The sequence below is a fragment of the Paracoccus sp. 22332 genome, from assembly GCF_052045125.1.
GTDB classification, from domain to species: domain Bacteria; phylum Pseudomonadota; class Alphaproteobacteria; order Rhodobacterales; family Rhodobacteraceae; genus Paracoccus; species Paracoccus haematequi_A.
Window position 1 is genome coordinate 41,103 of sequence record NZ_JBQEOI010000003.1, and the last position, 24,693, is coordinate 65,795.

At 67.5% G+C, this 24,693-nt stretch carries 25 protein-coding genes; 9 read left to right on the plus strand and 16 right to left on the minus strand.

The window, feature by feature from the left end; all coding sequences use genetic code 11:
* Positions 1 to 6: 6 nt before the first annotated feature.
* The 3 genes from glgA (at position 7) to ACTJI6_RS04170 (ending at position 6,044) form a co-directional block, all read left to right on the plus strand.
* Complete coding sequence (glgA, locus tag ACTJI6_RS04160; RefSeq protein ID WP_440798103.1) at positions 7 to 1,431, plus strand: glycogen synthase GlgA; 1,425 nt, start codon at positions 7 to 9, stop codon at positions 1,429 to 1,431.
* A complete protein-coding gene (gene glgX, locus ACTJI6_RS04165) occupies positions 1,428 to 3,509 on the plus strand; it encodes a glycogen debranching protein GlgX (RefSeq protein WP_440798105.1) in 2,082 nt (693 codons plus the stop codon). The genes glgA and glgX overlap by 4 nt, the downstream gene beginning before the upstream one ends.
* 150 nt (positions 3,510 to 3,659) lie before the next feature.
* Entirely contained in the window at positions 3,660 to 6,044 is a 2,385-nt protein-coding gene (locus ACTJI6_RS04170; RefSeq protein WP_440798107.1) for a glycogen/starch/alpha-glucan phosphorylase, read from the plus strand.
* A 13-nt stretch (positions 6,045 to 6,057) separates the two neighbouring features.
* Here the strand turns inward: ACTJI6_RS04170 and ACTJI6_RS04175 are convergent, their stop codons facing one another.
* From ACTJI6_RS04175 to ACTJI6_RS04210, 8 genes are read right to left on the minus strand one after another with little or no spacing between them, the layout of a single operon-like run.
* Positions 6,058 to 6,792, minus strand: coding sequence for an ABC transporter permease (locus ACTJI6_RS04175; RefSeq protein ID WP_440798109.1), 735 nt, complete (start codon positions 6,790 to 6,792; stop codon positions 6,058 to 6,060).
* On the minus strand, positions 6,789 to 7,709 hold the full coding sequence (locus ACTJI6_RS04180; protein WP_440798111.1) for an ABC transporter ATP-binding protein: 921 nt from the start codon (positions 7,707 to 7,709) through the stop codon (positions 6,789 to 6,791). Before ACTJI6_RS04180 ends, ACTJI6_RS04175 begins: the two co-directional genes overlap by 4 nt.
* Positions 7,706 to 8,842 (minus strand): ABC transporter permease, encoded by a 1,137-nt coding sequence (locus ACTJI6_RS04185; protein ID WP_440798113.1) that lies wholly within the window; start codon positions 8,840 to 8,842, stop codon positions 7,706 to 7,708. The genes ACTJI6_RS04180 and ACTJI6_RS04185 overlap by 4 nt, the downstream gene beginning before the upstream one ends.
* 3 nt (positions 8,843 to 8,845) lie before the next feature.
* Positions 8,846 to 9,751 (minus strand): glycine betaine ABC transporter substrate-binding protein OsmF, encoded by a 906-nt coding sequence (gene osmF, locus ACTJI6_RS04190; RefSeq protein ID WP_440798115.1) that lies wholly within the window; start codon positions 9,749 to 9,751, stop codon positions 8,846 to 8,848.
* 60 nt (positions 9,752 to 9,811) lie between these two features.
* The gene (locus ACTJI6_RS04195; RefSeq protein ID WP_126152607.1) at positions 9,812 to 10,387 is read right to left on the minus strand and encodes a DUF1190 domain-containing protein; all 576 of its coding nucleotides are present in this window, start codon (positions 10,385 to 10,387) and stop codon (positions 9,812 to 9,814) included.
* Between the two features lie 12 nt (positions 10,388 to 10,399).
* Positions 10,400 to 11,626: a glutathionylspermidine synthase family protein gene (locus ACTJI6_RS04200; protein WP_440798117.1), complete on the minus strand. Its 1,227-nt coding sequence runs from the start codon at positions 11,624 to 11,626 to the stop codon at positions 10,400 to 10,402.
* 47 nt (positions 11,627 to 11,673) lie between these two features.
* Entirely contained in the window at positions 11,674 to 12,138 is a 465-nt protein-coding gene (locus ACTJI6_RS04205) for an Lrp/AsnC family transcriptional regulator (protein WP_440798119.1), read from the minus strand.
* Positions 12,135 to 12,590 (minus strand): Lrp/AsnC family transcriptional regulator, encoded by a 456-nt coding sequence (locus ACTJI6_RS04210; RefSeq protein ID WP_440798121.1) that lies wholly within the window; start codon positions 12,588 to 12,590, stop codon positions 12,135 to 12,137. The genes ACTJI6_RS04205 and ACTJI6_RS04210 overlap by 4 nt, the downstream gene beginning before the upstream one ends.
* 131 nt (positions 12,591 to 12,721) lie before the next feature.
* Between ACTJI6_RS04210 and ilvC the strand changes: the two genes are divergently transcribed.
* Entirely contained in the window at positions 12,722 to 13,744 is a 1,023-nt protein-coding gene (gene ilvC / locus ACTJI6_RS04215) for a ketol-acid reductoisomerase (RefSeq protein ID WP_440798123.1), read from the plus strand.
* A 139-nt stretch (positions 13,745 to 13,883) separates the two neighbouring features.
* On the opposite strand, the gene yghU is transcribed toward ilvC, so the two are convergent.
* Positions 13,884 to 14,750, minus strand: coding sequence for a glutathione-dependent disulfide-bond oxidoreductase (gene yghU / locus ACTJI6_RS04220; protein WP_440798125.1), 867 nt, complete (start codon positions 14,748 to 14,750; stop codon positions 13,884 to 13,886).
* 104 nt (positions 14,751 to 14,854) lie between these two features.
* On the opposite strand from yghU, the gene ACTJI6_RS04225 reads away from it, so the two are divergent.
* Positions 14,855 to 15,934, plus strand: a complete 1,080-nt coding sequence (locus tag ACTJI6_RS04225) for a PA0069 family radical SAM protein (protein WP_440798127.1) — start codon at positions 14,855 to 14,857, stop codon at positions 15,932 to 15,934.
* 11 nt (positions 15,935 to 15,945) lie between these two features.
* Here ACTJI6_RS04225 and ACTJI6_RS04230 read toward each other — a convergent pair whose 3' ends face one another.
* The 6 genes from ACTJI6_RS04230 to rpsF all read right to left on the minus strand — a co-directional run bounded on the left by ACTJI6_RS04230 (position 15,946) and on the right by rpsF (position 19,558).
* Complete coding sequence (locus ACTJI6_RS04230) at positions 15,946 to 16,311, minus strand: DUF983 domain-containing protein (protein ID WP_126152600.1); 366 nt, start codon at positions 16,309 to 16,311, stop codon at positions 15,946 to 15,948.
* Between the two features lie 30 nt (positions 16,312 to 16,341).
* Positions 16,342 to 17,091 carry a YoaK family protein gene (locus tag ACTJI6_RS04235; RefSeq protein WP_164555086.1) on the minus strand — a complete coding sequence of 250 codons (750 nt, stop codon included), beginning with the start codon at positions 17,089 to 17,091 and terminating at the stop codon, positions 16,342 to 16,344.
* Between the two features lie 70 nt (positions 17,092 to 17,161).
* A complete protein-coding gene (bmt, locus tag ACTJI6_RS04240; protein ID WP_440798130.1) occupies positions 17,162 to 18,124 on the minus strand; it encodes a betaine--homocysteine S-methyltransferase in 963 nt (320 codons plus the stop codon).
* Between the two features lie 160 nt (positions 18,125 to 18,284).
* Positions 18,285 to 18,866: a 50S ribosomal protein L9 gene (gene rplI, locus ACTJI6_RS04245; RefSeq protein WP_126152597.1), complete on the minus strand. Its 582-nt coding sequence runs from the start codon at positions 18,864 to 18,866 to the stop codon at positions 18,285 to 18,287.
* Between the two features lie 12 nt (positions 18,867 to 18,878).
* The gene (rpsR, locus tag ACTJI6_RS04250) at positions 18,879 to 19,106 is read right to left on the minus strand and encodes a 30S ribosomal protein S18 (protein ID WP_103173059.1); all 228 of its coding nucleotides are present in this window, start codon (positions 19,104 to 19,106) and stop codon (positions 18,879 to 18,881) included.
* Positions 19,107 to 19,108: 2 nt separating this feature from the next.
* On the minus strand, positions 19,109 to 19,558 hold the full coding sequence (rpsF, locus tag ACTJI6_RS04255) for a 30S ribosomal protein S6 (protein WP_440798132.1): 450 nt from the start codon (positions 19,556 to 19,558) through the stop codon (positions 19,109 to 19,111).
* Between the two features lie 226 nt (positions 19,559 to 19,784).
* Between rpsF and alaE the strand changes: the two genes are divergently transcribed.
* The gene (gene alaE, locus ACTJI6_RS04260; RefSeq protein WP_440798134.1) at positions 19,785 to 20,246 is read left to right on the plus strand and encodes an L-alanine exporter AlaE; all 462 of its coding nucleotides are present in this window, start codon (positions 19,785 to 19,787) and stop codon (positions 20,244 to 20,246) included.
* A gap of 122 nt (positions 20,247 to 20,368) precedes the next feature.
* Here the strand turns inward: alaE and ACTJI6_RS04265 are convergent, their stop codons facing one another.
* Complete coding sequence (locus ACTJI6_RS04265; protein WP_440798136.1) at positions 20,369 to 21,430, minus strand: cytochrome-c peroxidase; 1,062 nt, start codon at positions 21,428 to 21,430, stop codon at positions 20,369 to 20,371.
* A gap of 149 nt (positions 21,431 to 21,579) precedes the next feature.
* Between ACTJI6_RS04265 and speB the strand changes: the two genes are divergently transcribed.
* The 3 genes from speB to prmC all read left to right on the plus strand — a co-directional run bounded on the left by speB (position 21,580) and on the right by prmC (position 24,516).
* Positions 21,580 to 22,539, plus strand: a complete 960-nt coding sequence (speB, locus tag ACTJI6_RS04270) for an agmatinase (RefSeq protein WP_440798138.1) — start codon at positions 21,580 to 21,582, stop codon at positions 22,537 to 22,539.
* Positions 22,540 to 22,645: 106 nt separating this feature from the next.
* Complete coding sequence (gene prfA / locus ACTJI6_RS04275; protein ID WP_440798140.1) at positions 22,646 to 23,698, plus strand: peptide chain release factor 1; 1,053 nt, start codon at positions 22,646 to 22,648, stop codon at positions 23,696 to 23,698.
* Positions 23,695 to 24,516, plus strand: coding sequence for a peptide chain release factor N(5)-glutamine methyltransferase (gene prmC / locus ACTJI6_RS04280; protein ID WP_440798142.1), 822 nt, complete (start codon positions 23,695 to 23,697; stop codon positions 24,514 to 24,516). Before prfA ends, prmC begins: the two co-directional genes overlap by 4 nt.
* Positions 24,517 to 24,693: the final 177 nt, after the last annotated feature.

The following is a 24,693-nucleotide window of genomic DNA, read 5'->3' on the forward strand; positions in this document are numbered from 1 at the left end:
CCTGTGATGCGGGTTCTGTCGATCGCGTCCGAATGCGCGCCGCTGGTCAAGACCGGCGGGCTGGCCGATGTGGCGGGCGCGCTGCCCGCCGCCCTGCGCGCACAGGGGGTCCAGATGCGCACCCTGCTGCCGGGCTATCCGGCGGTGACGGCCGCCTTGCAGGACGGGGCCGAGGTGGCGCATTTCGACGACCTGTTCGGCGCGCCGGCCCGCGTGATGGCGGGGCAGGCGGCGGGGCTGGATCTGCTGATGATCGACGCACCCCATCTGTTCGCCCGGCCGGGAAACCCTTACCTTGGCCCGGACGGCCGCGACTGGCCGGACAATCCGGAACGTTTTGCCGCTTTGTCCTGGGTGGGGGCGCATCTTGGGGTGCATGGCGCGGGCGGCTGGCATCCGCAGGTGCTGCACGGCCATGACTGGCAGGCGGGCTTCGTCACCGAATACCTGCGCCAGATGGGCGGCGGCCCGGCCACGGTGCTGACCATCCACAATATCGCCTTCACCGGCAGCACCGATGCCGGGCGGATGCATTCGCTGCGCCTGGATCCGGGTCGCTTCACGGTCGACGGCTATGAATTCTATGGCGGCATTTCCGCGCTGAAGGCAGGGCTGATGGGGGCCGAGGCGCTGACCACCGTGTCGCCGACCTATGCCGAGGAGCTGATGAACCCCGAATACGGCATGGGCCTGGACGGGGTGATGCGATACCGGCGCGAGGCGCTGACGGGGATCCTGAACGGCATCGACACCGACGCCTGGAATCCCGCCACGGATCCCGCGATCCAGCCCTATGACAGCCTGGCGGGCAAGGCCGCGAACAAGGCCGCCCTGCGGGCCGAGATGGGCCTGCCCGATGCGGATGGACCGCTTTGCGTGATCGTGTCGCGGATGACCCATCAGAAGGGCCTGGACCTGGTGCCCGAGGCCCTGCCCGCGCTGTTGGACCATGGCGGGCAGCTGGCGCTGTTGGGATCGGGCGATCCGGGGCTGGAATACGCCTTTCGCGCGCTGGCCGAACACAATCCCCATGTCGCCGTCCGCATCGGCTATGACGAGGCGTTGTCGCATCGGCTGATCGCCGGAGCCGACGCGATCCTGGTGCCCTCGCGGTTCGAACCCTGCGGGCTGACGCAGATGTACGGGCTGCGCTATGGCACGGTGCCGGTCGTGGGCCTGACGGGGGGGCTGGCCGATACCGTCATCAACGCCTCGCCCGCCGCACTGGCGCGGGGGGTGGCCACGGGGATCCAGTTCTCTCCGGTGACGGCGGATGCGCTGCGCGGCGCGCTGGCCAGGCTGTGCCTGCTTTACAAGGACGCCGAAACGTGGTCCCGGCTGGTGGCGAACGCGATGGCGCATCCGGTCGGCTGGGATCAGTCGGCACGGGCCTATGCCGCGCTTTATGCAGGGCTTGCGACGCAACGATGACTGATCCGATCACGGCGGGACATCCTTTCCCGCTTGGCGCCTGCTTCGACGGGGCGGGCGTCAATTTCGCCATCTTCTCGCAGCATGCGGACCGGGTGGACCTGTGCCTGTTCGACGACCAGGACCGGGAAACCCGCATCCCCCTGCCCGAGCGCGAGGGCCATGTCTGGCACGGATATATCGCCGGCCTGGCGCCGGGCCAGCGATACGGATACCGCGTGCTCGGACCCTATCGCCCCAGGGACGGCCATCGCTTCAATCCCAACAAGCTGCTGATCGACCCCTATGCGAAGCGCCTGACCGGCAGTCCGCGCCCCCATGACGCTTTGTTCGGATACCGGGCCGGGCACGCGGATGCCGACTTGTCCTTCGACCGCCGCGACAGCGCCGCCCACATGCCGCGCTGCGTGGTCGTGGACCCCGCCTTCAGTTGGGGCGACGACCGCCCCCCTCGCCGCCCGCTGACCGAAACCGTCATTTACGAGGCGCATGTGAAGGGCCTGACCATGCTGCATCCGGGCGTGGACCGGCCCGGCAGCTATCTGGCGATGGCCTCGGATCCGATCCTGGACCACCTGAACCGGCTGGGCGTCACGACGGTGGAATTGCTGCCGGTCCATGCCTTCGCCGACGACCGCTTTCTGACGGACCGGGGGCTGACGAATTACTGGGGCTATATGTCCTATGGCTTCTTCGCGCCCGAGCCGCGTTATATGCGCGACGGCGACATCGCCGAATTCCAGCAGATGATCGCCCGCTTCCACCAGGCCGGGATCGAGGTGATCCTGGACGTGGTCTACAACCACACCGCCGAGGGAAACGAACTTGGCCCGACGCTGAGCTTTCGCGGCCTCGACAACGCCGCCTATTACCGGCTGGCCGAGGACCGGCGCTTTTACGTCAACGACGCGGGGACGGGCAATGTCCTGAACCTCGACAATCCCTTCGCGCTGCGGCTGGTGATGGACAGCTTGCGTTACTGGGTCGAGGCGATGCATGTCGACGGCTTCCGCTTCGACCTGTGTTCGGTGTTGGGCCGCACGCGCGGGGTGTTCGACCGCGACGCGCCGCTGTTCCGGGCGATCCGGCAGGATCCGGTCCTGAACCGCGTCAAGCTGATCGCGGAACCCTGGGACCTGGGGCCGGACGGCTATCAACTGGGCAACTATCCGGCGCCGTTCTGCGAATGGAACGACCGCTATCGCGACCAGGTGCGCGGCTTCTGGCGCGGCGATCCGGGCATGGTCGGCAAGCTGGCCAAGCGCATCGCCGGATCGGCGGCGCGTTTCGACCATGACGGCCGGGCGGCCACCTCTGGGGTGAACTTCATCGCCGCCCATGACGGTTTTACGCTGATGGATACCGTCAGCTACAACCACAAGCACAATCAGGCGAATCGCGAAGGCAACCGCGACGGCCACGACCACAACCTGTCCGACAACATGGGCGTGGAAGGCCCGTCGGGCGATCCGGCCATCCGCGCGCGCCGCGACCGCCGCCGCCGCGCCCTGTTCGCCACGCTGATGCTGAGCCAGGGCACGCCGATGATCCTGGCCGGGGACGAGCTGGGCAATTCCCAGGGGGGCAACAACAACGCCTATTGCCAGGACAACCCCTTGGGCTGGGTGGACTGGCAGGGCGCGGATCCGGATTTCCTGGAGTTCTGCCGCCAGGCGATCGCCTTTCGCAAGGCGCATCCGATCCTGCGCCAGCGCCGCTTTCTGCACAGCCAGCCCCGAGAACAGGACGGGCTGCCCGACCTGTTCTGGCGCCGCGCCGACGGCGCCCCCATGACGCCCGAGGATTGGGCAGATCCCGGCCTGCGCCTGCTGGCGGCCGAGATGCGCATGGCATCGGGCACCCCGGCCTATGCGGCGCTGCCGGGCGCGATCTTCGTCGTGTTCAACAACGGCTCCGAAACGCCGGTGCGCCTGCCCGATCCCACCCAGGGCGGACATTGGCGCAGGCGTCTGGACAGCGCGCGCGACCGCCAGCCCGACGCCCCCGCAGGCCCGGTCGAACGGATCGAGGCGGAAAGCGTGGCGGCCTTCGTGCTGTGCGATCTGGGCGGCGACTGACCGGATCGCAGGCAGGACCGGCATCGCCGCGTCATAAATCCGGCGCGGCCCTTTCCATCGGCCCGCAAAGCTGGCAACAAAAATCAACCCTTGGGCGGTAATCTGGCCGTTCGACGGCAGCCCCCGATTCCCCCCGCTACGAGGCTTGATTTGCAGAATGTCCCCTCGGCCCAGGCCCTGCACGACCAGATCCTTCATCACCTGACCCACAGCCAGGGGCGCGGGGCGGAATTCGCAACGCCCTTCGACTGGCGGATGGCCGTCAGCTATACCGTGCGCGACCTGATGGCGGGCACCTGGGTCGATGCCTTCCGCGCCGCGCGGGACCAGGGGGCCAAGCGGGTCTGCTATCTGTCGATGGAATTCCTGATCGGGCGAATGCTGGGCGACGCGATCATCAACCTGCGGCTGGAAAAGCCGATGGCCGAGGCGCTGCGGATGTTGGGCCTGGACCAGCAGCAGATCCTGGACAACGAACCCGACGCGGCACTGGGCAATGGCGGGCTGGGACGGCTGGCGGCCTGCTTCATGGAATCGCTGTCATCCTTGCAATGCCCGGCCTTCGGCTATGGCATCCGTTACGAACACGGGTTGTTCCGGCAGCGTTTCGAAGGCGGCCAGCAGGTCGAGACACCCGAGGACTGGCTGAACCAGCCCCACCCCTGGGAATTCGTCAAGGTCGATTACAGCTATACCGTGGGCTTCAAGGGCCATGTCGAAACCGTCGATGGCCGCGCCGTCTGGCGTCCGGGCGAAAGCGTGATCGCGCGGGCCTATGACACGCCGGTGATCGGCTGGGGCGGCAACTGGGCCAACACGCTGCGGCTGTGGGGCGCGCATCCGACCACGCTGCTGGATCTGCACCGCTTCAACGCGGGCGACCACACGGCGGCGGCCGAACCCGAGGCCTTGGCCCGCACCCTGTCGCGCGTCCTTTATCCCGACGACACCACCGAATCGGGCAAGGAACTGCGGCTGAAGCAGGAATATTTCCTGACCTCGGCATCCTTGCAGGACATCCTGCGCCGCTTCATGCAGGAACACGGCGACCTGCGGCTGCTGCCCGACAAGGTGGCGATGCAGCTGAACGACACCCATCCCGCCATCGCCGGGCCGGAACTGATGCGGCTGCTGATGGACGACCACGGGCTGCCCTTCGACCAGGCCCGCGACCTGGCGCGGGGCACGCTGAACTATACCAACCACACCCTCATGCCCGAGGCGCTGGAACGCTGGTCCACCTGGCTGATGGGCGGCGTGCTGCCGCGCCACATGCAGATCATCCAGATGATCGACGACGACCACCGCAAGACGACAGCCCGCCCGCCGCAGGTGGGCATCGTCCAGCACGACCAGGTGCGGATGGGCGAACTGGCCTTCATCATGGCCGGCAAGGTGAACGGCGTGTCCGCGCTGCATACCGAATTGGTCAAGGACACGGTATTCGCCGACCTGCACCGGCTGCATCCCGACCGGATCGTGAACCAGACGAACGGCGTCACCCCGCGCCGCTGGATGCGCATGTCCAATCCGGGCTTGGCGCGGCTTCTGGACGACACCATCGGCGAAGGCTGGACCACCGATCTGGACCAGCTGCGCGGCCTTGAACCCCATGCCGGGGACGCGGGCTTTCGCAAGGCGCTTGGCCAAGTCAAGCGCGCCAACAAGGTCTGGCTGTCGAACGGCCTGCTGGCCGATCTGGGCGTCAAGGCCGACCCAGAGGCGATCTTCGACATCCAGGTCAAGCGCATCCACGAATACAAGCGCCAGTTGTTGAACATCCTGGAGGCCATCGCCCTGTGGCAGCGCATCCACGACGATCCGAACGGCGACTGGACCCCGCGCGTCAAGATCTTCGGCGGTAAGGCGGCGCCCGGATACTGGCTGGCGAAATCGGTGATCCACCTGATCAACGACGTGGCCGCGACCATCAACAACGATCCGGTCACCGCGCGATACCTGCAAATCGCCTATCCGCCGAACTACAACGTGTCCATGGCCGAGGATCTGATCCCGGCGGCAGACCTGTCGGAACAGATCAGCACAGCGGGGAAAGAGGCCTCGGGGACGGGCAACATGAAGTTCACCCTGAACGGCGCACTGACCATCGGCACGCTGGACGGGGCGAACGTGGAGATCCGCGATCTGGTGGGGCCCGAGAACTTCTTCCTGTTCGGGCTGAAGGCCGACCAGGCCGCGGCCGAGGCCGCAAGCCCCGGCCATGCCCGCCGCGCGATCGAGAAAAGCCGGGACCTGAGGGACGCGCTGCACCTGATTTCGGAAGGCCGGTTCGGGCGGGCGGAATCCTATTACACGCTGCTGGACCGGACCTGGAACGACGATCCCTTCCTGGTCGCCAGCGATTTCGACGATTATTTCGCCACGCAGCGCCGGATCGACGCCGCCTATCGCGACAGCGCGGCCTGGGACCGGATGGCCTGCCTGAACATCGCGCGGGCGGGGTTCTTTTCGTCGGACCGCACCATCCGGGGCTACATGAACGACATCTGGCACGTTCTGCCGGTGGCGATCTGACGGCGCGCGCGGGTCAGGCCAGCCCCATCCGCCCCCGGACCCGACGTTCGGCCGCCTGGAAGCCGTGGTGGATCAGAACCGCCAGGATGCCGACCACCAGCCCGCCTTGCAGCACGAAGGCGGTGTTCGAAGACAGCAGCCCGGCGATGATCACCTCGCCCAGGGTGCGCGCGGCCACCGTCGATCCGATGGTCGCCGTTCCCAGCGAAATCACCGCCGTCAGCCGCATCCCCGCCAGCAGCAAGGGCAGCGCCAGCGGCAGGTCGATCTGCCACAGCCGCTGGGTCGGTGTCAGGCCCATGGCCCGCGCGGCCTCGGCCACGGGCGGGGGCTGGCCGGTCAGCCCGGCCAAGGCGTTCTCGAACACCGGCAGCAGGCCATAAAGGAACAGCGCCACCAGCGTCGGCCCGCTGCCGAAGCCCAGAACCGGCACCGCCAGGGCCAGCACCGCGACCGGCGGAAAGGTCTGGCCGACCGCCGTCACCGTGCGCGCCAGGGGCAGGAACTCTCGCCCCGCCGGGCGGGTCACAAGGATCGCCAGTGTCACGCCCACCAGCGTCGAGGCCGCGACGGCCAGGGCGACGATGGCCAGATGCGACAGGGTCAGCGACAGCAGGCTGGTCTGGGTATAGATCGCGGGCGCGTCGTTGCGGGTGAAGGGCCGGAACAGCGGCGCGAAGGCCGTGGGCGCAGTCAGGAAGGCCAGCAGCGCCAGCCCCGCCAGAACCGGCAGGATTCGCCCGGTCATCGCCGCCCGGCCCGCGCGCGCAGGGCGTCCAGCGTCACGACCCCGCCGCCCCGGACGGGCAGGGCGTCCCGACCGCTCCACAAGCATTCGGCCAGGGCGTCGCGCAGGCTGGATTCGGGCGGGATGGGCGGGCCGCTGGCGTGGCCCGGCGCGGCGATCTCGGCCACCCGCACCAGCGACAGAAGCCGCAGCGCCCGGTCCGAGGGGCCGATCAGGTCGGCCACGAAGGGCGTGGCCGGGTCGGTCAGGATCCGTTCGGGCCGGTCGTATTGCAGCAGCCGGCCGCCGTCCATGACCGCGATGCGGTCGGCCAGATCCACGGCCTCGCGCATGTCATGGGTGACAAGGATCAGCGTGGTGCCCAGCCTGCGCTGGATCAGGCGCAGGTCGTCCTGGGCCTTGGCCCGGATCAGCGGATCCAGCGCGCCGAACGGCTCGTCCATCAGCAGCAGGTCGGGTTTGGCGGCAAGCGCGCGGGCCACACCCACCCGCTGGGCCTGTCCGCCGGACAGCTGATGGGGCATCCGGTCCCGGAACAGCGCCGGGTCCAGCTGGAACAGGTCCAGCAGTTCGTCCACGCGGGCGGCAGTCTGGGCACGCGGCCAGCCCAGCAGGCGGGGCACGGTGGCGATGTTCTGGGCGACCGTGCGATGCGGGAACAGCCCGTGGCCCTGGATGGCATAGCCGATCCGGCGGCGCAGCAGGTGCGGGGCCAGCGTGGCGGTATCCACCCCGTCGATCAGCACCTGTCCCGCCGACGGCGCCACCAGCCGGTTGATCATCCGCAGCAGCGTCGTCTTGCCCGACCCCGAGGTGCCGACCAGCACCGCCAACTGCCCGGTTTCCACCGTCAGGCTGACATCCTTGACCACCGCCACGCCATCATAGAGACGCGTCAGGTTGCGGATCTGGATCATGCGGCCCCCTTGCGCGCGCCCTGGACCAGCAGGTCAAGCGCAATCCCGGCGACAAGCGCCAGGGCGATGGTGGGCAGCGCGCCCAGCAGGACCAGATCCATGGCCGTCTGGTTCAGCCCCTGAAAGACGAAGGTGCCGAAGCCGCCGCCGCCGATCAGCCCGGCGATCACCGCCAGGCCGATGTTCTGGACCAGCACGATCCGCACCGCCGCCAGCAGCACCGGCAGGGCCAGCGGCACCAGAACCTGCGCCAGCACCTGCATCCGCGTCATGCCCAGGCCCAAGGCGGCATCGCGGACCGCTGCGGGCACGCCCGACAGCCCGGACAGCGTGTTCGACACGACCGGCAGCAGCGAATACAGGAACAGCGCCACAAGCGCGGGAAAGGTGCCGATGCCCGATACTCCGGCCCAGGCCGCGCCGGGCAGGGTCGCCGCGACCCAGCCCAGGACCGGGATCATGATGCCGAACAGCGCCAGCGACGGGATGGTTTGCAGGATATTCAGCACCCCCAGCACCGGCCCGCGCCAACGCGGCGCCTGAAAGATCGCGATGCCCGCCGGAACGCCCGCCAGCAGCGCCAGGCCCAGCGATCCGAAGGCGAGGGCCAGATGGGCCTGCGCCTCGCGCAGGAACAGGTCGCGGCGGCTGGCATATTCGCGCATCACCGACACCCCGTCCAGCAGCCCCGAGGTCAGCATCCCCGCCGCCAGCACCATCGCCCCCGCCAGCAGCAGCCACCGCAACGACAGGGACGGGCGCAGCCGGTTCACCGCATCGGCCAGCATCAACCCGAAGGCCAGCAGCAGCAGCCAGAAGCCCGAGGACGGCGAAACCCGCGTCAGGCTGTTGCCCTCGGGCGTCAACTGGCTTGCCCCGACGCCCAGCGACAGGGTGACCGCGACCAGTCCCGAAACCGCCGCCGCCATCCTTATCGCTGCGGACCACCGCGCCCAGCAGGCTGCGGCCAGGATCGCGCCCGACAGGACGGCCGCCCCCCAGCCCTGGGGCAGGTCGGCCAGCCCGATCCCTTCGCCCGGCACGATCCGGTTCGCCTTGAACTGGACCAGCGGCAGGGCCAGCCCCGCGCCTCCGATCAGGGCGAACAGCACGGCCGGGGGCGACAGCCGCATGGATCAGTCCAGGAAGCCCGCCTGGGTCAGGTAATCCTCGGCCACAGCCGCCGCCGGTTCGCCACCGATCTGGATGCGGCCGTTCAGGGTTTGCAGCGTTTCCAGGGTCAGGGATGCGAAAATCGGCTTCAGGACCGCAGAGATTTCGGGATGTGCCTCCAGCACCGGGGCGCGGACGATGGGGGCGGGCTGATAGACCGGCTGGACGGCCTTGTCGTCCTGCATCACCACCAGCCCCGCCTCGGCGATGGCGCCGTCGGTGCCATAGACCATGGCCGCATTCACGCCCGAAGTCTGCTGCGCCGCCGCCGCGATGGTCGCCGCCGTGTCGCCGCCCGCAAGCTGGACCAGCTGGTCGGGCGTCAGGGTGAACCCATAGGTCTGCTGGAAAGCGGGCAACGCGGCGGGCGAGGTCACGAATTCGCTGGACGCCGCCAGCTTGACCGCGCCGCCGCCCGCGATCCATTCGCCCATCTGCGACATGGTGGCCAGGCCGTTCGGTTCGGCCACATCCTGGCGCAAGGCGATGGCCCAGGTGTTGTTGGCGGGCGCGGGATCCAGCCAGACGATATCGTTCTGGGTCTTGTCCAGTTCCGCCACGCGGGCATAGCCCTGGGCGGCATCCTTCCAGACATCGCTGTCGGCCTCGTTGAAGAAGAACGCGCCGTTGGCGGTGTATTCGGGATAGATGTCGATCTGGCCCGCAACGATGGCGTCGCGCATGATCGGCGTGCCGCCCAGTTGCAGCCGGTCCTGCACCGGCAGGCCCGCATCCTTCAGCGCCAGCAGGATCATGTTGCCCAGAAGCCCGCCCTCGGTGTCGATCTTGGACGAGACCACGATGTCCTGCGCGGCAAGCGGCGTCGCCGCCATCAGCAGGGTCGCGGCAAGCGGGGCAAGACGGGGCATGGGGAAACTCCTGCGAAAAAGGGGCAAGGCAAGACGCCCCGGCCCCCGAAAGGTTCCGCCTCAGCCGCCGAAGCCCCGGCTGCCGCCGGTCGATCCGAACCCGCCGCGCGACGCGGCGGTGGCGCGCGACATGGGCGGCTGGCCCGCCGTCGCGGCAGGGCGGGCGAACTGGCTGCTGTTCAGCGCCGCCCGGCCCGTATTGCTGGAAAACGTGCTGGTCCGCGCGGCGTTGGTATAGCCGCCTTGGGGCGTGCGGTACATCGGCTGGGACCGCGACAGCCCGCCGCCGCCCAGCATCGACCCGATCAGGTATCCCGCCAGCAGCGGCATGAAGATGCTGCCTGCGCCGCCGCCGGTCTGCTGCGCCTCGGAGCCGCAATTGCCGACGCCGTGCTGTTCCTCGCAAACCTCAAGGCTGTCATAGCGGGGGGCGGATTCGACGTGAAGCTGTTCGGCCTCGGCAAAGGACTGGCGGCACTCGTCGGGGGTGAACAGCCCGCCCTGGTCGGCGGCGGCAAGGCAGGCGTTCAGGTCGGGAAAGGCCTGCGCCTCGACCTGTTCCTCGCGGCAGCCCGCGATGGCAAAGCTGGCGGCGCCCAGGATGGTCAGCGCGACGGTTCTGGAACGTTTCCTCATGGCTTTCCCCCTTTAGTCCGCGATGAAATGCGGCTTGAAGCGCGACAGATCCTGCGTGATGCGGGATTTGTCCTCGCGGATGCCCATGCCGACGCATTGATCGCCGACGATCCAGGCGCCGAGGATGGGCCGGAAGCCGTCGAAGTCGGGCAGCGGCGCATAGGCCTGGACGATGCGCGGATGGGCGTCGTAATCGCCCGCAGGCGAGGCGTCTGTGACCGCGCCCCCTTCGACGATGCTGACCCCCGCGCCCTCGCGCGAGAAGATCGGCTTGACCACATGGGCGCGCCGGAACTGGTCGGCCACCTTGTCGAAGGCCGGGGCCACGTCCGGCACCGCCCGGCCCCCGGCGACAAGCGCATCGGCAATGTCATCCGCGAAAAAGGCGGGCAGCAGGTTCGGATGGCCTTCGAACATCTGCCACAAGACCGGCAGGATGCCCTTGTTCGACACAAGCGCCTTCCAGGCCGGTTCCAGGAACAGGCAGCCCGACCCGGCGATGTGCCGCGCGTAATCGTCGCGCAGCAGATCCTCCCACGGGTACAGCTTGAACAGGGTGCCGATCACCCGGTCCTGATCGTCGACGAACTGACCGTCCCTGGTGACGCCCAGCTTGTCCAGGTCGCTGTATTGCGCGCCCATCCCGGCTTCGCGCGCGGCCCAGGCCATCGCCTCGACGGTGGCGTAATCCTCGGGGTTGCCCGCCGCTGCCGTGAAATGGATGTCGGTATTGGGGTCGAACAGCGCGCGGAAGCGTTCGACAAGCGCCTCGTGGATGCCGTTGAACTGGTCGGCCCCGCGCGGCACCACACCCGCCGCCAACTGATCCTCCAGCCACTGCCACTGAAAGGACGCGCTTTCGTAAAGCGAGGTTGGCGTGTCGGCGTTGTATTCCAGAAGCTTAGCCGGGCCGGTGCCGTCATAGGCCAGATCCAGGCGGCCATAGATTTCGGGCTCGTTGCGCCGCCAACTGTCGGCGATCAGGTCGCGGTGTTCGGGCGGAATGCCCAGCCGGTCCATCATCCGTTCGCTGACGACGATCTCGGCCACGGCGTCGCGGCACATGGCGTGCAGGTCGGTCGAGGGATCCTCGATATCCTCCTCGATCTCGCGCAGCGAGAAGCGATAGGCCGAACTTTCGTCCCAATAAGGTTCGCCATGCATGTCGGCGAAGGTGAAGCCCACCTCTTTCGCGGTGTCGCGCCAATGGGGCCGTTCGGGAAGCGTGATCTTCTGCATGGTGAATCTCTAGCGCGACCAGCCCGGCAGGGCCAGACGAAACGCAATCACGATGCGCCCAGCGGCCCCGGCCTGCGTTCCTCGGACAGCATCACGTTCGCCTCGACCTGGCCCACGCCGGGCAGGGTCATGATCCGGCGGCGCAGGATGCGTTCGAAGTCGGAAATGTCGCGCGCCGTGATGCGCAGGCGATAGTCGAACTGGCCCAGCACGTGCTGGACGGTCTGCACCTCGGGGATGGCGGTCACGGCGCGTTCGAAATCCTCCAGGCTGGTGCGGCCCTTGGCGGCAAGGCGGATGCCCAGAAAGACCGTGACGCCAAAGCCCAAGGCGGCATTGTCCACGATCACCCGCCGCCCGGCCAGGATGCCGCTTTCGGTCAGCCGCTTGATGCGGCGCCAGGCGGCGGGCTGGCCGAGGCCGACCGCGCGCCCGATCTCGGCCGCGCTTCGGGTGGCGTCATTGGACAGGATCCGCAGGATCGCCAGGTCGGTGGCGTCAAGGCCGCTCACAACGCCAGTTCCCCGCTGTCCTTGATGGTCGAGACCAGCATCAGCGCGTCGCTGTCGGCGACATGCGGCAGGGTCAGGATCCGGTCGCGATAGATCTGCTGCCAATGCGCCATGTCCCGCGCGATCACCGACAGCCGCAGATCCACGCTGCCCAGAAAGGTCTGGATTTCCGTCACCTCGGGCACCTCGCGCGCGGCGGCCATGAATTCGTCGAAGGCGCGGGGGCTGGTCTTGTCCAGCGTGAAGCGCAGGCTGACCTGGACCTCGTATCCCAGCTTGCGCCAGTCGATGCGGTTCTGGATGGCAGCGATGACGCCCGTTTCCCGCAACTTTTCCAAGCGCCGCCACAGGCTGGCGGGCGCCACGCCGGCGCGTTGGGCCAGGACGGCATTCGGGGCCTGAGGGTCGGCCATCAAGTGGCGCAGGATGCGATGATCGGTTCTGTCCGGCATGATTTTTTCAGTATGCCGCATTTCAGGGAATGTCTATCGTAGCCATGACCCTGATAGTGAGAAAAATAGATGCTATTTCGTGCGGCGCCGACGCTAGAACAGCCGCCATCGGAGAGGAAAGGAACCATTCCATGCGCGTTTACTATGACCGCGATTGCGACGTGAACCTGATCAAGGACAAGAAGGTCGCGATCCTGGGCTATGGGTCGCAAGGCCATGCCCATGCGCTGAACCTGCGCGATTCGGGCGCCAAGAACGTCGTCGTCGCCCTGCGCGAGGGCAGCCCGTCCGCGAAGAAGGCCGAAGGCGAGGGCCTGAAGGTCATGGGCATCGCCGAGGCTGCCGCCTGGACCGACCTGATCATGTTCACCATGCCGGATGAATTGCAGGCCGAGACCTACAAGAAATACGTCCATGACAACCTGCGCGAAGGCGCGGCGATCGCCTTCGCGCATGGCCTGAACGTGCATTTCGGCCTGATCGAGCCGAAGCCGGGCGTCGATGTCATCATGATGGCGCCCAAGGGTCCGGGCCACACCGTCCGCGGCGAATACGTCAAGGGCGGCGGTGTGCCCTGCCTGGTCGCGGTCCACAACGACGCCACCGGCAAGGCGCTGGATCTGGCGCTGTCCTATTGCTCGGCCATCGGCGGCGGGCGTTCGGGCATCATCGAGACCAACTTCCGCGAAGAATGCGAAACCGACCTGTTCGGCGAACAGGCGGTGCTGTGCGGCGGCCTGGTCGAGCTGATCCGCATGGGCTTCGAGACGCTGGTCGAGGCGGGCTACGAACCCGAGATGGCCTATTTCGAATGCCTGCACGAGGTGAAACTGATCGTCGACCTGATCTATGAAGGCGGCATCGCCAACATGAACTACTCGATCAGCAACACCGCCGAATACGGCGAATATGTCAGCGGCCCGCGCATCCTGCCCTATGACGAGACCAAGGCGCGGATGAAGGCGGTGCTGCGCGACATCCAGACCGGCAAGTTCGTGCGCGACTTCATGCAGGAAAACGCCGTCGGCCAGCCCTCGTTCAAGGCGACCCGCCGCATCAACGACGAACACCAGATCGAGAAGGTGGGCGCCAAGCTGCGCGAGATGATGCCCTGGATCTCCAAGGGCAAGATGGTCGACCGCGCGCGGAACTGATCTATCAGGCCAAAGCCGGGGGCTGTCTGCCCCCGGACCCCCGAGGATATTTTGCCACAGAAGATGGCAGTGGCCTTTATCTTCTGTGCGCAAATATCCTGGGGGGAGTCCGAAGGACGGGGGGCAAAGCCCCCCTTTTTCATTCCGTTCCGATCTTGTCCTGCGTCCGGTTCTGGAAGTCGCTGGCATCGTGGCGTTCCCACAGTTGCTGCGCCGGATCGCCCGAGGTCTTGTTGACCATGATTCCGCGCCGCACGGCGGGACGGGCGGCGATCTCGTCATGCCAGCGGCGGACATTGCCATAGGTTCCGGCGTCCAGGAAGGTCGCCGCATCGCCATAGATCTTGCCTGCCACGACCTGCCCGTACCAGGGCCAGATCGCCATGTCGGCGATGGAGTATTCCTCACCGGCCATGAAGCGGTTGTCGGCCAGATGGCGGTTCAGCACATCGAGCTGGCGCTTGGCTTCCATCGTATAGCGGTCGATGGCGTATTCGATCTTGACCGGGGCATAGACATAGAAATGCCCGAAGCCGCCGCCCAGGAAAGGGGCCGATCCCATCTGCCAGAACAGCCAGTTCATCGCCTCGGTCCGCGCCGCGGGATCGCGGGGCAGGAAGGCGCCGAATTTTTCCGCCAGATAGACCAGGATGGATCCCGATTCGAAGACCCGGCGCGGCGGCGTCGCCGAATGGTCCATCAGCGCGGGGATCTTGGAGTTCGGGTTCACCGCGACGAAGCCGCTGCCGAACTGGTCGCCTTCGTTGATGCGGATCAGCCAGGCGTCGTATTCGGCATCGAAGCCCGCCTCCAGCAATTCCTCCAGCAGGATCGTCACCTTCTGCCCATTGGGCGTGGCCAGCGAGTAAAGCTGCAAGGGATGCTTGCCGACCGGCAGATCCTTGTCATGGGTCGGGCCTGCCATGGGCCGGTTGATGCTGGCGAACTGGCCGCCGTTCGGGGCCTTCGGCGCCCAGACCTTGGGCGGGATGTAATCGTCGGACATGACGCCTCCTGACATGCGTTCGGGCGCAGGATGGGCGCGGCCGGAGCGAACATCAACCGCCAAAAACGCTGGCGGTTGTTCCTGTATTGTTCTAGTCTGGCGGAATGCTGCCGCCCCGCAATCCCGACGAACGCCTCAGGGCCAGAGGCGCCGATACCCGCCCCGACGGGCGGTTCGAACCCCATGCGCGGATGCGCGAATCCGACGGCTGGGACATCCCCGAGGACGAGCGCCTGTTGCGGACCGAGGTCGTCGCCGAACGCCCGCGCAGCATCATCACGCGCAACACCTCGCCCGATATTTCCTTCGACCGCTCGATCAATCCCTATCGCGGTTGCGAGCATGGCTGCATCTATTGCTATGCGCGACCGACCCATGCCTGGCTGGGTCTGTCGCCGGGTCTGGATTTCGAGACGCGGATCACGGCCAAGCCCGAGGCGGCTTCCCTGCTGGCGCGCGAACTGGCGCGGCCATCCTATCGCCCGGCGCCCATCGCATTGGGCACGAATACCGATCCCTACCAGCCGGTGGAATCGAAGCTGGCGATCATGCCGGGGATCCTGCGGGTGCTGTCGGACTGGAATCATCCGGCCACGCTGGTCACGCGGGGGCAGACGGTCCTGCGCGATGTCGCGCTGTGGGCGGAACTGGCGGCCAAGCGGATGGCGGCGGTGGGCGTCAGCATCACGACCCTGGACCCGTCCCTGGCCCGCGCCATGGAGCCGCGCGCCCCCGCCCCCGCCACGCGGCTGCGGATGATCCGTGAACTTGCGGCCGCAGGGGTGCCGGTGCGGGTGATGGTCGCCCCCGTGATCCCGGTCCTGACCGAGCCCGAGATCGAGGCGATTCTGACGGCGGCGCGGCAGGCGGGCGCCACCACCGCCAGCATGATCCCCCTGCGCCTGCCCTTGGAGGTCGCGCCGCTGTTTCGCGACTGGCTGGACCGCCATCGCCCCGGCATGGCTGCCCATGTCATGAACCGCGTGCAGGCGATGCGCGGCGGGCGCGACAACGACCCGCGCTTCGGCCACCGCTTCCGGGGCCAGGGGGCCGAGGCGCAGCTTGCCCTGCAACGCTTCCGCCTGGCGCGCAAACGGTTGGGCTATCATGGCGAATCGGCGCCGCTGGATTGCAGCCGCTTCGGCCCGCCGCCCAAGGCGGGGGACCAGTTGTCGCTGTTCTAGGCGCCTCCGGTTTAAGCGCCCCGGTCCTGTTCGTTCTTGGCCCACAGGTATCCTATGAAGGCCCCCTTCACGAGGCGCAGCAGGATCAGCGTCAGGACCGTGGTGATGACGCCGGTGATCGCCAGCAGCATCACCGGCGAGGGGCGCAGCAGCACCCAGGTGAAGCCGATCAGCGGGATCAGCAGCAGAAGCATGATCGTCATCGCGAAAAAGGCGGGGCCGTCGGCGGCGGGATAGCGGCCAAGGGGCGCGTGGCAGACCTCGCATTCTGCGGGCACGCCCAGATATCCGCGCAGCAGCCTGCCCTTGCCGCAATTCGGGCAGAGATTCATCAATCCCCGGACGATGGCCGTCCGGCTGTCTCGGTCTTCGGTCATGGTTCGCGCGTCCTGATGATGGATCCTTCCTTATCGATGGCCCGGCCGGGGGACCATGCGTCCGCCTGCCGCGCCGAAGGTCGGCAGGGCCAGGGCCAGCAGCAGCCCCGCCAGCGGCAGCGAGAAATAGAAGCCGACGACCGCATAGCCCAAGGCACCAACGATGCCGCCCACCACATAGGTTCCGATCAGAGACAGCAGGATGCGCAGTTTCGCCCCGTCGGGGCGCACGGCGCGGCGCGGCTGGACCAGCCGATACAGGGCGCGGCCGCATTCGATGCCCACATCGGTGATCATGCCGGTGGCATGGGTGGTCCTGATGCGCGCGCCGGAAATCTTGGTGATGGTGGCGTTCTGCATGCCCATGATGAAGCACAGGCAGGCCAGGGCGAACATGCGGCCGGGCAGCGTGGTGAAGATGCCGCCGAAGGCGAAGCAGGCCAGACAGGCCCCCTGAACCGCCAAGGGCAGCGCGAATTGCCGCCGCCCCATCCGGTGCCGCGCCCAGTTCACCAGAAAGGTGCTGAAGGCCGCGCCGGTGGTGAAGGCGCCGATGGCCAGCAGCGCGGTCGCCGTGACCAGCAGGTTGCCGATCACCAGGTTGTCGGCGATCTGCGACAGATAGCCGGTCATGTGCGACGTATACTGCCCCAGGGCGAAGAACCCGCCCGCGTTGGAAGCCCCTGCGATCCCCGCCAGGAACACCGCCAGCACGAAATCGCTGCCCTGCGAACGCCGGTGGCTGACCAGAACCCTGGCCGCCGCGAAGGGTCGGGACATGCGATTTCGTCTTGCCATGACGGCTGGTCTAACGCGCCCGGCGGCGACTGTCAGCCGTCACATGCGGCCTTCAGTAATCGCCGACCGCGCTGAAACCGCCCAGCCGGGACGCGATCTCCTCCAGCGAGGGGCGGGGGCCGGGGGCTCGGGTCTCCAACGCCTCGCGCATGGCGCGCAGATGGTCGGGCGTGGTGCCGCAGCAGCCGCCGATGATCCGTACGCCCATATCGCGGGCCAGGCAGGCGTAATCGGCCATGATCGCGGGCGTGCCGTCGTAATGCAGATGCCCGTCCTCAAGATGCGGGATCCCGGCATTCCCCTTGGCGATGATCGGCCGTTCGTTTCCCGATGCGACGAAATCACGCACCGTCCGCAGCAGATCCGCCGCGCCCACGCCGCAATTCGCGCCATAGGCGATGGGCGGGTTCGGCAGCCGTTCCACCAGGGCCGACAGCTGCGCCGAGGTGACGCCCATGATCGTGCGCCCGGCGGTGTCAAAGCTCATCATCCCGCACCAGGGCATGTCGGCCAACCGCGCGGCCTCGGCGGCGGCGCGGAACTCCTGCTCGGAACTGATGGTTTCCACCCACAGCACGTCGGCGCCGCCGTCCTTCAGCGCCTCGGCCTGTTCGTGGAACATCTCGACCGCGCGGGCTTGGGACAGGCTGCCGATGGGGGCCATGATCTCTCCGGTGGGGCCGATATTGCCGGCGACCACAACCTTGCGCCCGGCGGCATCGGCGACCTCGCGCGCCATGGCGGCGCCGGCCAGATTCAGCTCCCGCACGCGATGGCCCGCGCCTTGCAGGCGCAGGCGGCTGGCGTTGCCGCCGAAGGTGTTGGTCAGGAACAGGTCGGCCCCCGCATCCACCGCGTCCTGATAGAGACGCCGCACCAGGTCGGGGCGGTCGGTGTTCCACAATTCCGGCGCGACATTCGACGCCAGGCCCATGTTGAACAGGTTCGTCCCCGTCGCCCCGTCAGCCATCAGCCAGTCTCGGCCGGCAAGAAGCTGGGAAAGGGGATCGGCCATGGTCTGTCCTTCGGCGTAATGCGCAAGCTCCGTCCAGGGACGGCTTCCAATCATCAGGTCCATGATATGTCCGGTTCGGGCAGGAAACAATTTGCCCCGGAACGAAAAAAAGGCCGCATCGGTTTCCCGCTGCGGCCTGAACTTTGCGTGTGCGGAAGGATCAGTTCCGGTCGTCGCTGTCGTCGTTCGCGGCGCCGATGTCGTCGAACAGTTCGGCGATCTCGAATTCGGCGGCGGCATCGGCTTCGGCGGCCAGATCCTGGATCGACTTGCCCTGCGCTTGCAGTTCGGCTTCCTCGGGCGAACGGGCGACGTTCAGCACGATGGTCGCGTCGACCTCGGGGTGCAGCACGACGTTGACGTTGTGCAGGCCCAGTTCCTTGATCGGATGGTTCAGAACCACCTGCTTGCGGTCCAGCGTGAAGCCGGCCTCGGTCGCGGCGTCGGCGGCGTCGCGGGTGGTCACGGACCCGTACAGCGCCCCGGCGTCCGAGGCCGACCGGATGATCACGAAGGTCTGGCCGTCCAGCTTGTCGGCGATCTTCTGCGCTTCGGCCTTGGTTTCGGCGTTCTGCGCTTCCAGTTGGACCTTGCGGTTCTCGAAGGACTTGATGTTGGCCTCGGATGCGCGCAGCGCCTTGCCCTGGGGCAGCAGGAAGTTGCGGGCAAAGCCCTCTTTCACGTTGACGACTTCGCCCATCTGGCCAAGTTTCGCCACGCGTTCCAGCAGGATGACTTGCATGTCCTTGTCCCCTTACTTCACGACATAGGGCAGCAGGGCCAGGAACCGGGCGCGCTTGATGGCGCGGGCCAGTTCACGCTGCTTCTTGGCCGAGACGGCGGTGATGCGCGAGGGCACGATCTTGCCGCGTTCGGAAATGTAACGCTGAAGCAGGCGCGTGTCCTTGTAGTCGATGGCCGGGGCGTTTTCGCCCGAGAAGGGGCAAACCTTGCGGCGGCGGAAGAACGGTTTGTTCGCCATGATCAGATCCTTTCAGTCCGCTCGCGGCGGTCGCCGCGATCACCACGGTCGGCGCCACGGTCACGGTCGCCGCGCGGGCGGTCGCCGCGATCACCGCGGTCGCCACGATCCCCACGCTCGCCGCGTTCCTCGCGCTTCTGCATCTGGACCGAGGGGCCTTCCTCGTGCTTGTCCACGCGCACGGTCATGACGCGCATCACGTCGTCATGCAGGCGGGCCAGGCGTTCCATTTCCTGCACGGCGGCCGAGGGCGCGTCCGAACGCAGGAAGGCGTAATGGCCCTTGCGGTTCTTGTTGATCTTGTAGGCGAGGGTGCGGACACCCCAGTATTCGTTTTCGACCACCTTGCCGCCGTTATCGGCCAGCACGGTCGAGAAATGTTCGATCAGCCCTTCGGCCTGCGTGTTCGACAGGTCCTGGCGGGCGATCAGCACATGCTCGTACAGAGGCATGGCATCCCTTTCGTTTCAGGCGCATTTCATCGACGGGCGACCCCTTCCGCACCCGTCACGAGAGGCTGCGCCGGTGATGATGTCCGGTCGGAAGGATGGGGTCTTATAGCGGCGAAGGCGCAGGATGCAAGGCGATTCGGGGGCGCGTACTGGCTGTTATGCGGGACGAAGCGGACCTTGGTGCGCTATGTCTCGATGATCTGAAACAATCACGGGAAGATAACGATTGGCAGATACGACAAGGCGGTCAGGAAGCACACGGGCGTATGTCGCTGATACGCTGGCTTTGATCCTGTTCTTCACCACAACCGGCATCATCAACGAGCGATTTATTGCGGGGATGACTTGGGAGCAGGTTCTGCAAGCACGCCTGATCGGAGGCGTTCTGATGGTCCCAGTAGGACGCCCATACGGTATGTGGCGCGATTGGATGATGGGGCACGCCAGCGAAAATCGCTTTTCGCAGGTCTTTTGGGACAGCTTGGCACTAATGAGCTTTCAGGTGCCCATCTACGCTGCGATTATCGCTTTCAGTGGTGCAACCGGGGATGGACTGCTGCGGGGTGTGCTTGGCGCAGCGGTGATGATGCTCGTGCTGGGCCGCCCGTATGGAGCATTCCTCAACTGGATAAGGCACCTCTTCGGCCTACCCCCTGGTGGCGACAAACCCATGTCACTGAATGCTTAAGCTGAAGGTCCGCCATGGGCTCAAAGCGTCGTTCGGCAAACCGGCATTTGTCCGGCGCATCGCGTGGCGGGCAAAAACCAGCCCATGGCGAAGGCCGAGGCCCTCGCCATGGGCTGCGGGATTTACTGCACCATCGGCTGCGGCTGCGGGGTTTCCGCGTTGCGGACCGGCAGGATCGGGTGGACGATCTGCGGCTGCTTGCCGGTCAGGCTGCCCAGGAAGGCCACGATCTCGTCCACCTGGGGTTCGGCCAGTTCGGTGCCAAGCTGGGACGAGGACATGATGCTGACCGCCTCGCGCAGATCCCAGACGGCGCCCGAATGGAAATACGGCGCGGTCAGGGCCACGTTGCGCAGCGGCGCGGCGCGGAAGACGTATTCGTCGTCCGCCGTCTGGGTGACGGCGAAGCGGCCGCGGTCGCCTTCCGGCAGGACCGATCCGCCCGGCCGCTCGATCACGCCGAAGGGATAGTAATCCTGCCCGCCGACGTTGCGGCCCGCGTGGCAGGCGGTGCAGCCGGTGTCCATGAAGGCGGCCAGGCCGCGTTTCTCCTGGTCGGTCATGGCGGCGTCGTCGCCCTTGAGGAAGCGGTCGAAGGCGCTGTCGGGGGTGATCAGGGTCGCCTCGAACGCCTCGATGGCGCGGGCGAAATTGTCGAAGCTGACCGGGTTCTGGTCATCCGGGAAGGCCGCCTTGAAGGCATCGACATAGCCCGGCATGGACTTCAGCGTGCCGATCAGGTTTTCGGGGGTATTGTTCATCTCGACCCCGGCCTGGACCGGACCCTTGGCCTGGGCGGCCAGGTCGGGCGCGCGGCCGTCCCAGAACTGGGCGATGTTGAAGATGGCGTTCAGCATCGTGGGAGAGTTGCGCGGCCCCTGCTGCCAGCCATGCCCGATCGAGGTGGTCAGCCCGTCCACCCCGCCCAGGCCCACGTTGTGGCAGGACTGGCAGGAAAACACCCCTGACCGCGACATGCGCGGGTCGAAGAACAGCATGGCGCCCAGATCCACCCGCTCGGGCGTCAGGACGTTGCCGGCGGGGATTTGCGGCGTGTCGGGGATCGGTTCGAACCATTCCAGCGCGGCGCTGCGCAGGTCGGCATCGGGGGGCAGTTCCGTCTGGGCAAGCGCGGGCGCCGCAAGGGCGGCGGTTGCGGCGATGGCAAGAAGGGATGTCTTCATGGCTGTCTCTCTTGTCGTATTCGTCGCGCGTCCTTGCGCATGATGGACCAATCGCCGGGCCGCCGCCCTGATGCAGATCAAGATCCGACGCTTGAGGTCGGCGCGCCGTTGCGTCACGATCGCGGCGACGGGCGGGGAAAGGACCGGCAATGGCATTGGAGGACGCAGGAACGCAGGTCGATCAGGCCTTTACGCGAACCGACCCGCGCGGGCTGTCCTTCGAGAACGCCTTTGGCGGCGCGACCAGCTTCCTGCGGCGGCGTTACAGCAAGGATCTGGCAGGCGTCGATCTGGCCGTGACGGGGATTCCCTTCGACCAGGCGGTGACGCACCGGCCCGGCACCCGCTTCGGCCCGCGCGCGATCCGCGAGGCCTCGGCGCTGCAACCCTATGACCCGCCCTATGGCTGGGGCTATGATCCCTTGTCGCTGCTGAACGTGGTCGATTACGGCGACGTGGCCTTCGATTACGCCAAGACCCGCGAGGTTCCCGCTCGGATCGAGGCGCATGTCGGCGCCATCATGGATGGCGGCGCGGCGCCGGTGACGCTGGGGGGCGATCATTCCATCACCCTGCCGATCCTGCGCGCGGTGGCGGCGCGGCGCGGGCCGGTGGCGCTGATCCAGTTCGACGCCCATTCCGACACCTGGGTGGACGACGATCCCGACCGGATCGACCACGGGACGTTCCTCTACAAGGCGATCCGCGAGGGGGTGGTGGACCCGACCGCCAGCGTCAGCGTCGGCATCCGCACCGAGAACCTCGACACGCTGGGCGTGACCATCCTGGATGCGCCGGGGGTGCATCGCGACGGGGTGGAGGCCACGCTGGCCCGGATCCGGCAGGTGATCGGCGACCGGCCGGTCTATGTCACCTTCGACATCGACGCGCTGGATCCGGCCTTCGCGCCTGGAACCGGCACGCCGGTCTGGGGCGGGCTGGCAAGCTGGCAGGCGGCGGCGCTGTTGCGCGGGCTCGCCGGTGTGGATCTGATCGGCGGCGACGTGGTCGAGGTCTCGCCCCCCTATGACACGACCGGGGCGACGGCGGTGGCGGGGGCGCATGTCGCCATGGAACTGATCGCGCTGTATGGCTGGACCCGGCGCTGATTGCGTCCCGCGACGGCCGGGGGCGCTTCGCCCCCCGGACCCCCCGAGGATATTTGCCGTCCAAAGCAGGCTTGCCGGTGCCGCGGCGCGAAGGTAAGCCCCCGCCATGTTGCCCGAGGATCGCCTTGTCCAGATCGTCCAGCGGTTCGAGTTTCTCGAAGCGCAGTTGAATGCGGGCGCGGCGCCAGACCAGATCGCGCGGATCAGCCGGGAATATGCGGACCTCAAGCCGGTGGTCGAGGAGATCGGCGAATGGCGCGCCGCCCGCGACGGCCTGGCCGAGGCCCAGGCGATGCTGGCCGACCCCGAGATGCGCGAACTGGCCGAGGATGAGCTGGCCCGGCTGCGCGAGGCCCTGCCCGCGCTGGAGCAGCGGTTGCGCATCGCGCTGCTGCCCAGGGATGCCGCCGATGCCCGCCCCGCGATCCTGGAGATCCGGCCCGGCACGGGCGGGGACGAGGCGGCGCTGTTCGCGGGCGATCTGCTGGCCATGTATCGCCGCCATGCCGAGGCGCAGGGCTGGACCTTCCAGTTGCTGGATCTGACCGAGACCGAGCTGGGCGGCGTCAAGGAAGCCGTCGCCCGGATCGAGGGCGAGGGGGTCTTTGCCCGGCTGAAATACGAATCCGGCGTTCACCGCGTTCAGCGGGTGCCGGAAACCGAATCGGGCGGGCGCATCCATACCAGTGCCGCGACCGTGGCCGTGCTGCCCGAGGCCGAGGAGGTCGATATCGACATCCCGGCCTCCGACATCCGCATCGACACGATGCGGGCCAGCGGTGCCGGGGGCCAGCATGTGAACACGACCGATTCGGCTGTGCGGATCACCCATCTGCCGACCGGGATCGTCGTCACCAGTTCCGAGAAGTCGCAGCACCAGAACCGCGCCAATGCGATGGCCGTCCTGCGCGCCCGGCTTTATGACATGGAGCGCGCCCGCAGCGATGCCGAGCGCGCCGCCGACCGCAAGTCTCAGGTCGGGTCCGGCGATCGCAGCGAACGAATCCGCACCTATAACTTTCCGCAGGGGCGGATGACGGATCACCGGATCAACCTGACGCTTTACGCCCTGGACCGGATCATGGCAGGCGACCTGACCGAGATCATCGACGCGCTGACCGCCCATGACCAGGGCGCGCGGCTGGCGGCGCAGGAATGAGGCTGCCCCAGGCGCGGGCCGAGGCCGCCGTCCGGCTGCGCGCGGCGGGAATCGAGGGCGCGGCGCGGGATGGCGACCGGATCCTGGCCGCCGTGCTGGGAGTCGAGCCGGGGCGGCTGCGGACCCTCGACCGCGACCTGACCGCCGATGAACTGGCCCTGCTGGACGCCGGGATCGCCGCCCGCGCCGCGCGCCAGCCGGTCGCGCAGATCACGGGCTTTCGCGACTTTTACGCGCATCGTTTCCGCGTCACCCGCGACACGCTGGACCCGCGCCCGGAAACCGAGATGCTGGTAGCGGCGGCGCTGGACCTGCCCTGGACCAGCGTTCTGGATCTGGGAACGGGGACGGGGGCGATCCTGATCTCGCTTCTGGCGGCGCGGGCGGGCGCGCGGGGGATGGGGACCGACATATCCGAGGCCGCGCTTGACGTGGCGCGCGGCAATGCCCAGATGATCGGGGTGACGGCGCGCTTTCAGCGGGCCGATTGGTATGACGGTGTCACGGGCCGCTTCGATCTGATCGTGTCGAACCCGCCCTATATCGCGCTTTCCGAAATGGCGGGCCTGTCCCCCGATGTGCGCGACTGGGAACCTCATGGCGCGCTGACCGACGGCGCGGACGGGCTGACCGCCTATCGCGCCATCGCGGCGGGAGCCTGCGGTCATTTGTCGCAAGGCGGCCATGTCCTGGTCGAGATCGGGCCGACGCAGGCGGCTGCGGTCTCGGCGCTTTTTGCGGCGCAGGGCGCGGAAACGCGGGTAATCCGCGATCTGGACGGGCGGGATCGGGTCGTTATCGCGCGGTTTTCGGCCTGAATGCCGGGAATCCCCGGCCCGAAAGACGATTTTGCTTGTCAGGCCGGGGCGGGCATGATTAGTCGCCCTTGTGCCGGGGGCAGCGATGCCAACGCACGGGTCAGCCTGAAAAAGCCGATTCCCTGATGGACGCCCGCTCAGCGTCCCTTCGGGCGCAAGGCGCGGGCTGAACGGCGA

Coding starts and splice junctions, on each gene's coding strand:
- glgA (WP_440798103.1), top strand. CDS start 7: ATGCGGGTTCTGTCGATCGCGTCCGAATGCGCGCCGCTGGTCAAGACC.
- glgX (WP_440798105.1), top strand. CDS start 1,428: ATGACTGATCCGATCACGGCGGGACATCCTTTCCCGCTTGGCGCCTGC.
- ACTJI6_RS04175 (WP_440798109.1), bottom strand. CDS start 6,792: ATGACCGGGCGAATCCTGCCGGTTCTGGCGGGGCTGGCGCTGCTGGCC.
- ACTJI6_RS04180 (WP_440798111.1), bottom strand. CDS start 7,709: ATGATCCAGATCCGCAACCTGACGCGTCTCTATGATGGCGTGGCGGTG.
- ACTJI6_RS04185 (WP_440798113.1), bottom strand. CDS start 8,842: ATGCGGCTGTCGCCCCCGGCCGTGCTGTTCGCCCTGATCGGAGGCGCG.
- osmF (WP_440798115.1), bottom strand. CDS start 9,751: ATGCCCCGTCTTGCCCCGCTTGCCGCGACCCTGCTGATGGCGGCGACG.
- ACTJI6_RS04195 (WP_126152607.1), bottom strand. CDS start 10,387: ATGAGGAAACGTTCCAGAACCGTCGCGCTGACCATCCTGGGCGCCGCC.
- ACTJI6_RS04200 (WP_440798117.1), bottom strand. CDS start 11,626: ATGCAGAAGATCACGCTTCCCGAACGGCCCCATTGGCGCGACACCGCG.
- ACTJI6_RS04210 (WP_440798121.1), bottom strand. CDS start 12,590: ATGCCGGACAGAACCGATCATCGCATCCTGCGCCACTTGATGGCCGAC.
- ilvC (WP_440798123.1), top strand. CDS start 12,722: ATGCGCGTTTACTATGACCGCGATTGCGACGTGAACCTGATCAAGGAC.
- yghU (WP_440798125.1), bottom strand. CDS start 14,750: ATGTCCGACGATTACATCCCGCCCAAGGTCTGGGCGCCGAAGGCCCCG.
- ACTJI6_RS04225 (WP_440798127.1), top strand. CDS start 14,855: ATGCTGCCGCCCCGCAATCCCGACGAACGCCTCAGGGCCAGAGGCGCC.
- ACTJI6_RS04230 (WP_126152600.1), bottom strand. CDS start 16,311: ATGACCGAAGACCGAGACAGCCGGACGGCCATCGTCCGGGGATTGATG.
- ACTJI6_RS04235 (WP_164555086.1), bottom strand. CDS start 17,091: ATGTCCCGACCCTTCGCGGCGGCCAGGGTTCTGGTCAGCCACCGGCGT.
- bmt (WP_440798130.1), bottom strand. CDS start 18,124: ATGGCCGATCCCCTTTCCCAGCTTCTTGCCGGCCGAGACTGGCTGATG.
- rplI (WP_126152597.1), bottom strand. CDS start 18,866: ATGCAAGTCATCCTGCTGGAACGCGTGGCGAAACTTGGCCAGATGGGC.
- rpsR (WP_103173059.1), bottom strand. CDS start 19,106: ATGGCGAACAAACCGTTCTTCCGCCGCCGCAAGGTTTGCCCCTTCTCG.
- rpsF (WP_440798132.1), bottom strand. CDS start 19,558: ATGCCTCTGTACGAGCATGTGCTGATCGCCCGCCAGGACCTGTCGAAC.
- ACTJI6_RS04265 (WP_440798136.1), bottom strand. CDS start 21,430: ATGAAGACATCCCTTCTTGCCATCGCCGCAACCGCCGCCCTTGCGGCG.
- speB (WP_440798138.1), top strand. CDS start 21,580: ATGGCATTGGAGGACGCAGGAACGCAGGTCGATCAGGCCTTTACGCGA.
- prfA (WP_440798140.1), top strand. CDS start 22,646: ATGTTGCCCGAGGATCGCCTTGTCCAGATCGTCCAGCGGTTCGAGTTT.
- prmC (WP_440798142.1), top strand. CDS start 23,695: ATGAGGCTGCCCCAGGCGCGGGCCGAGGCCGCCGTCCGGCTGCGCGCG.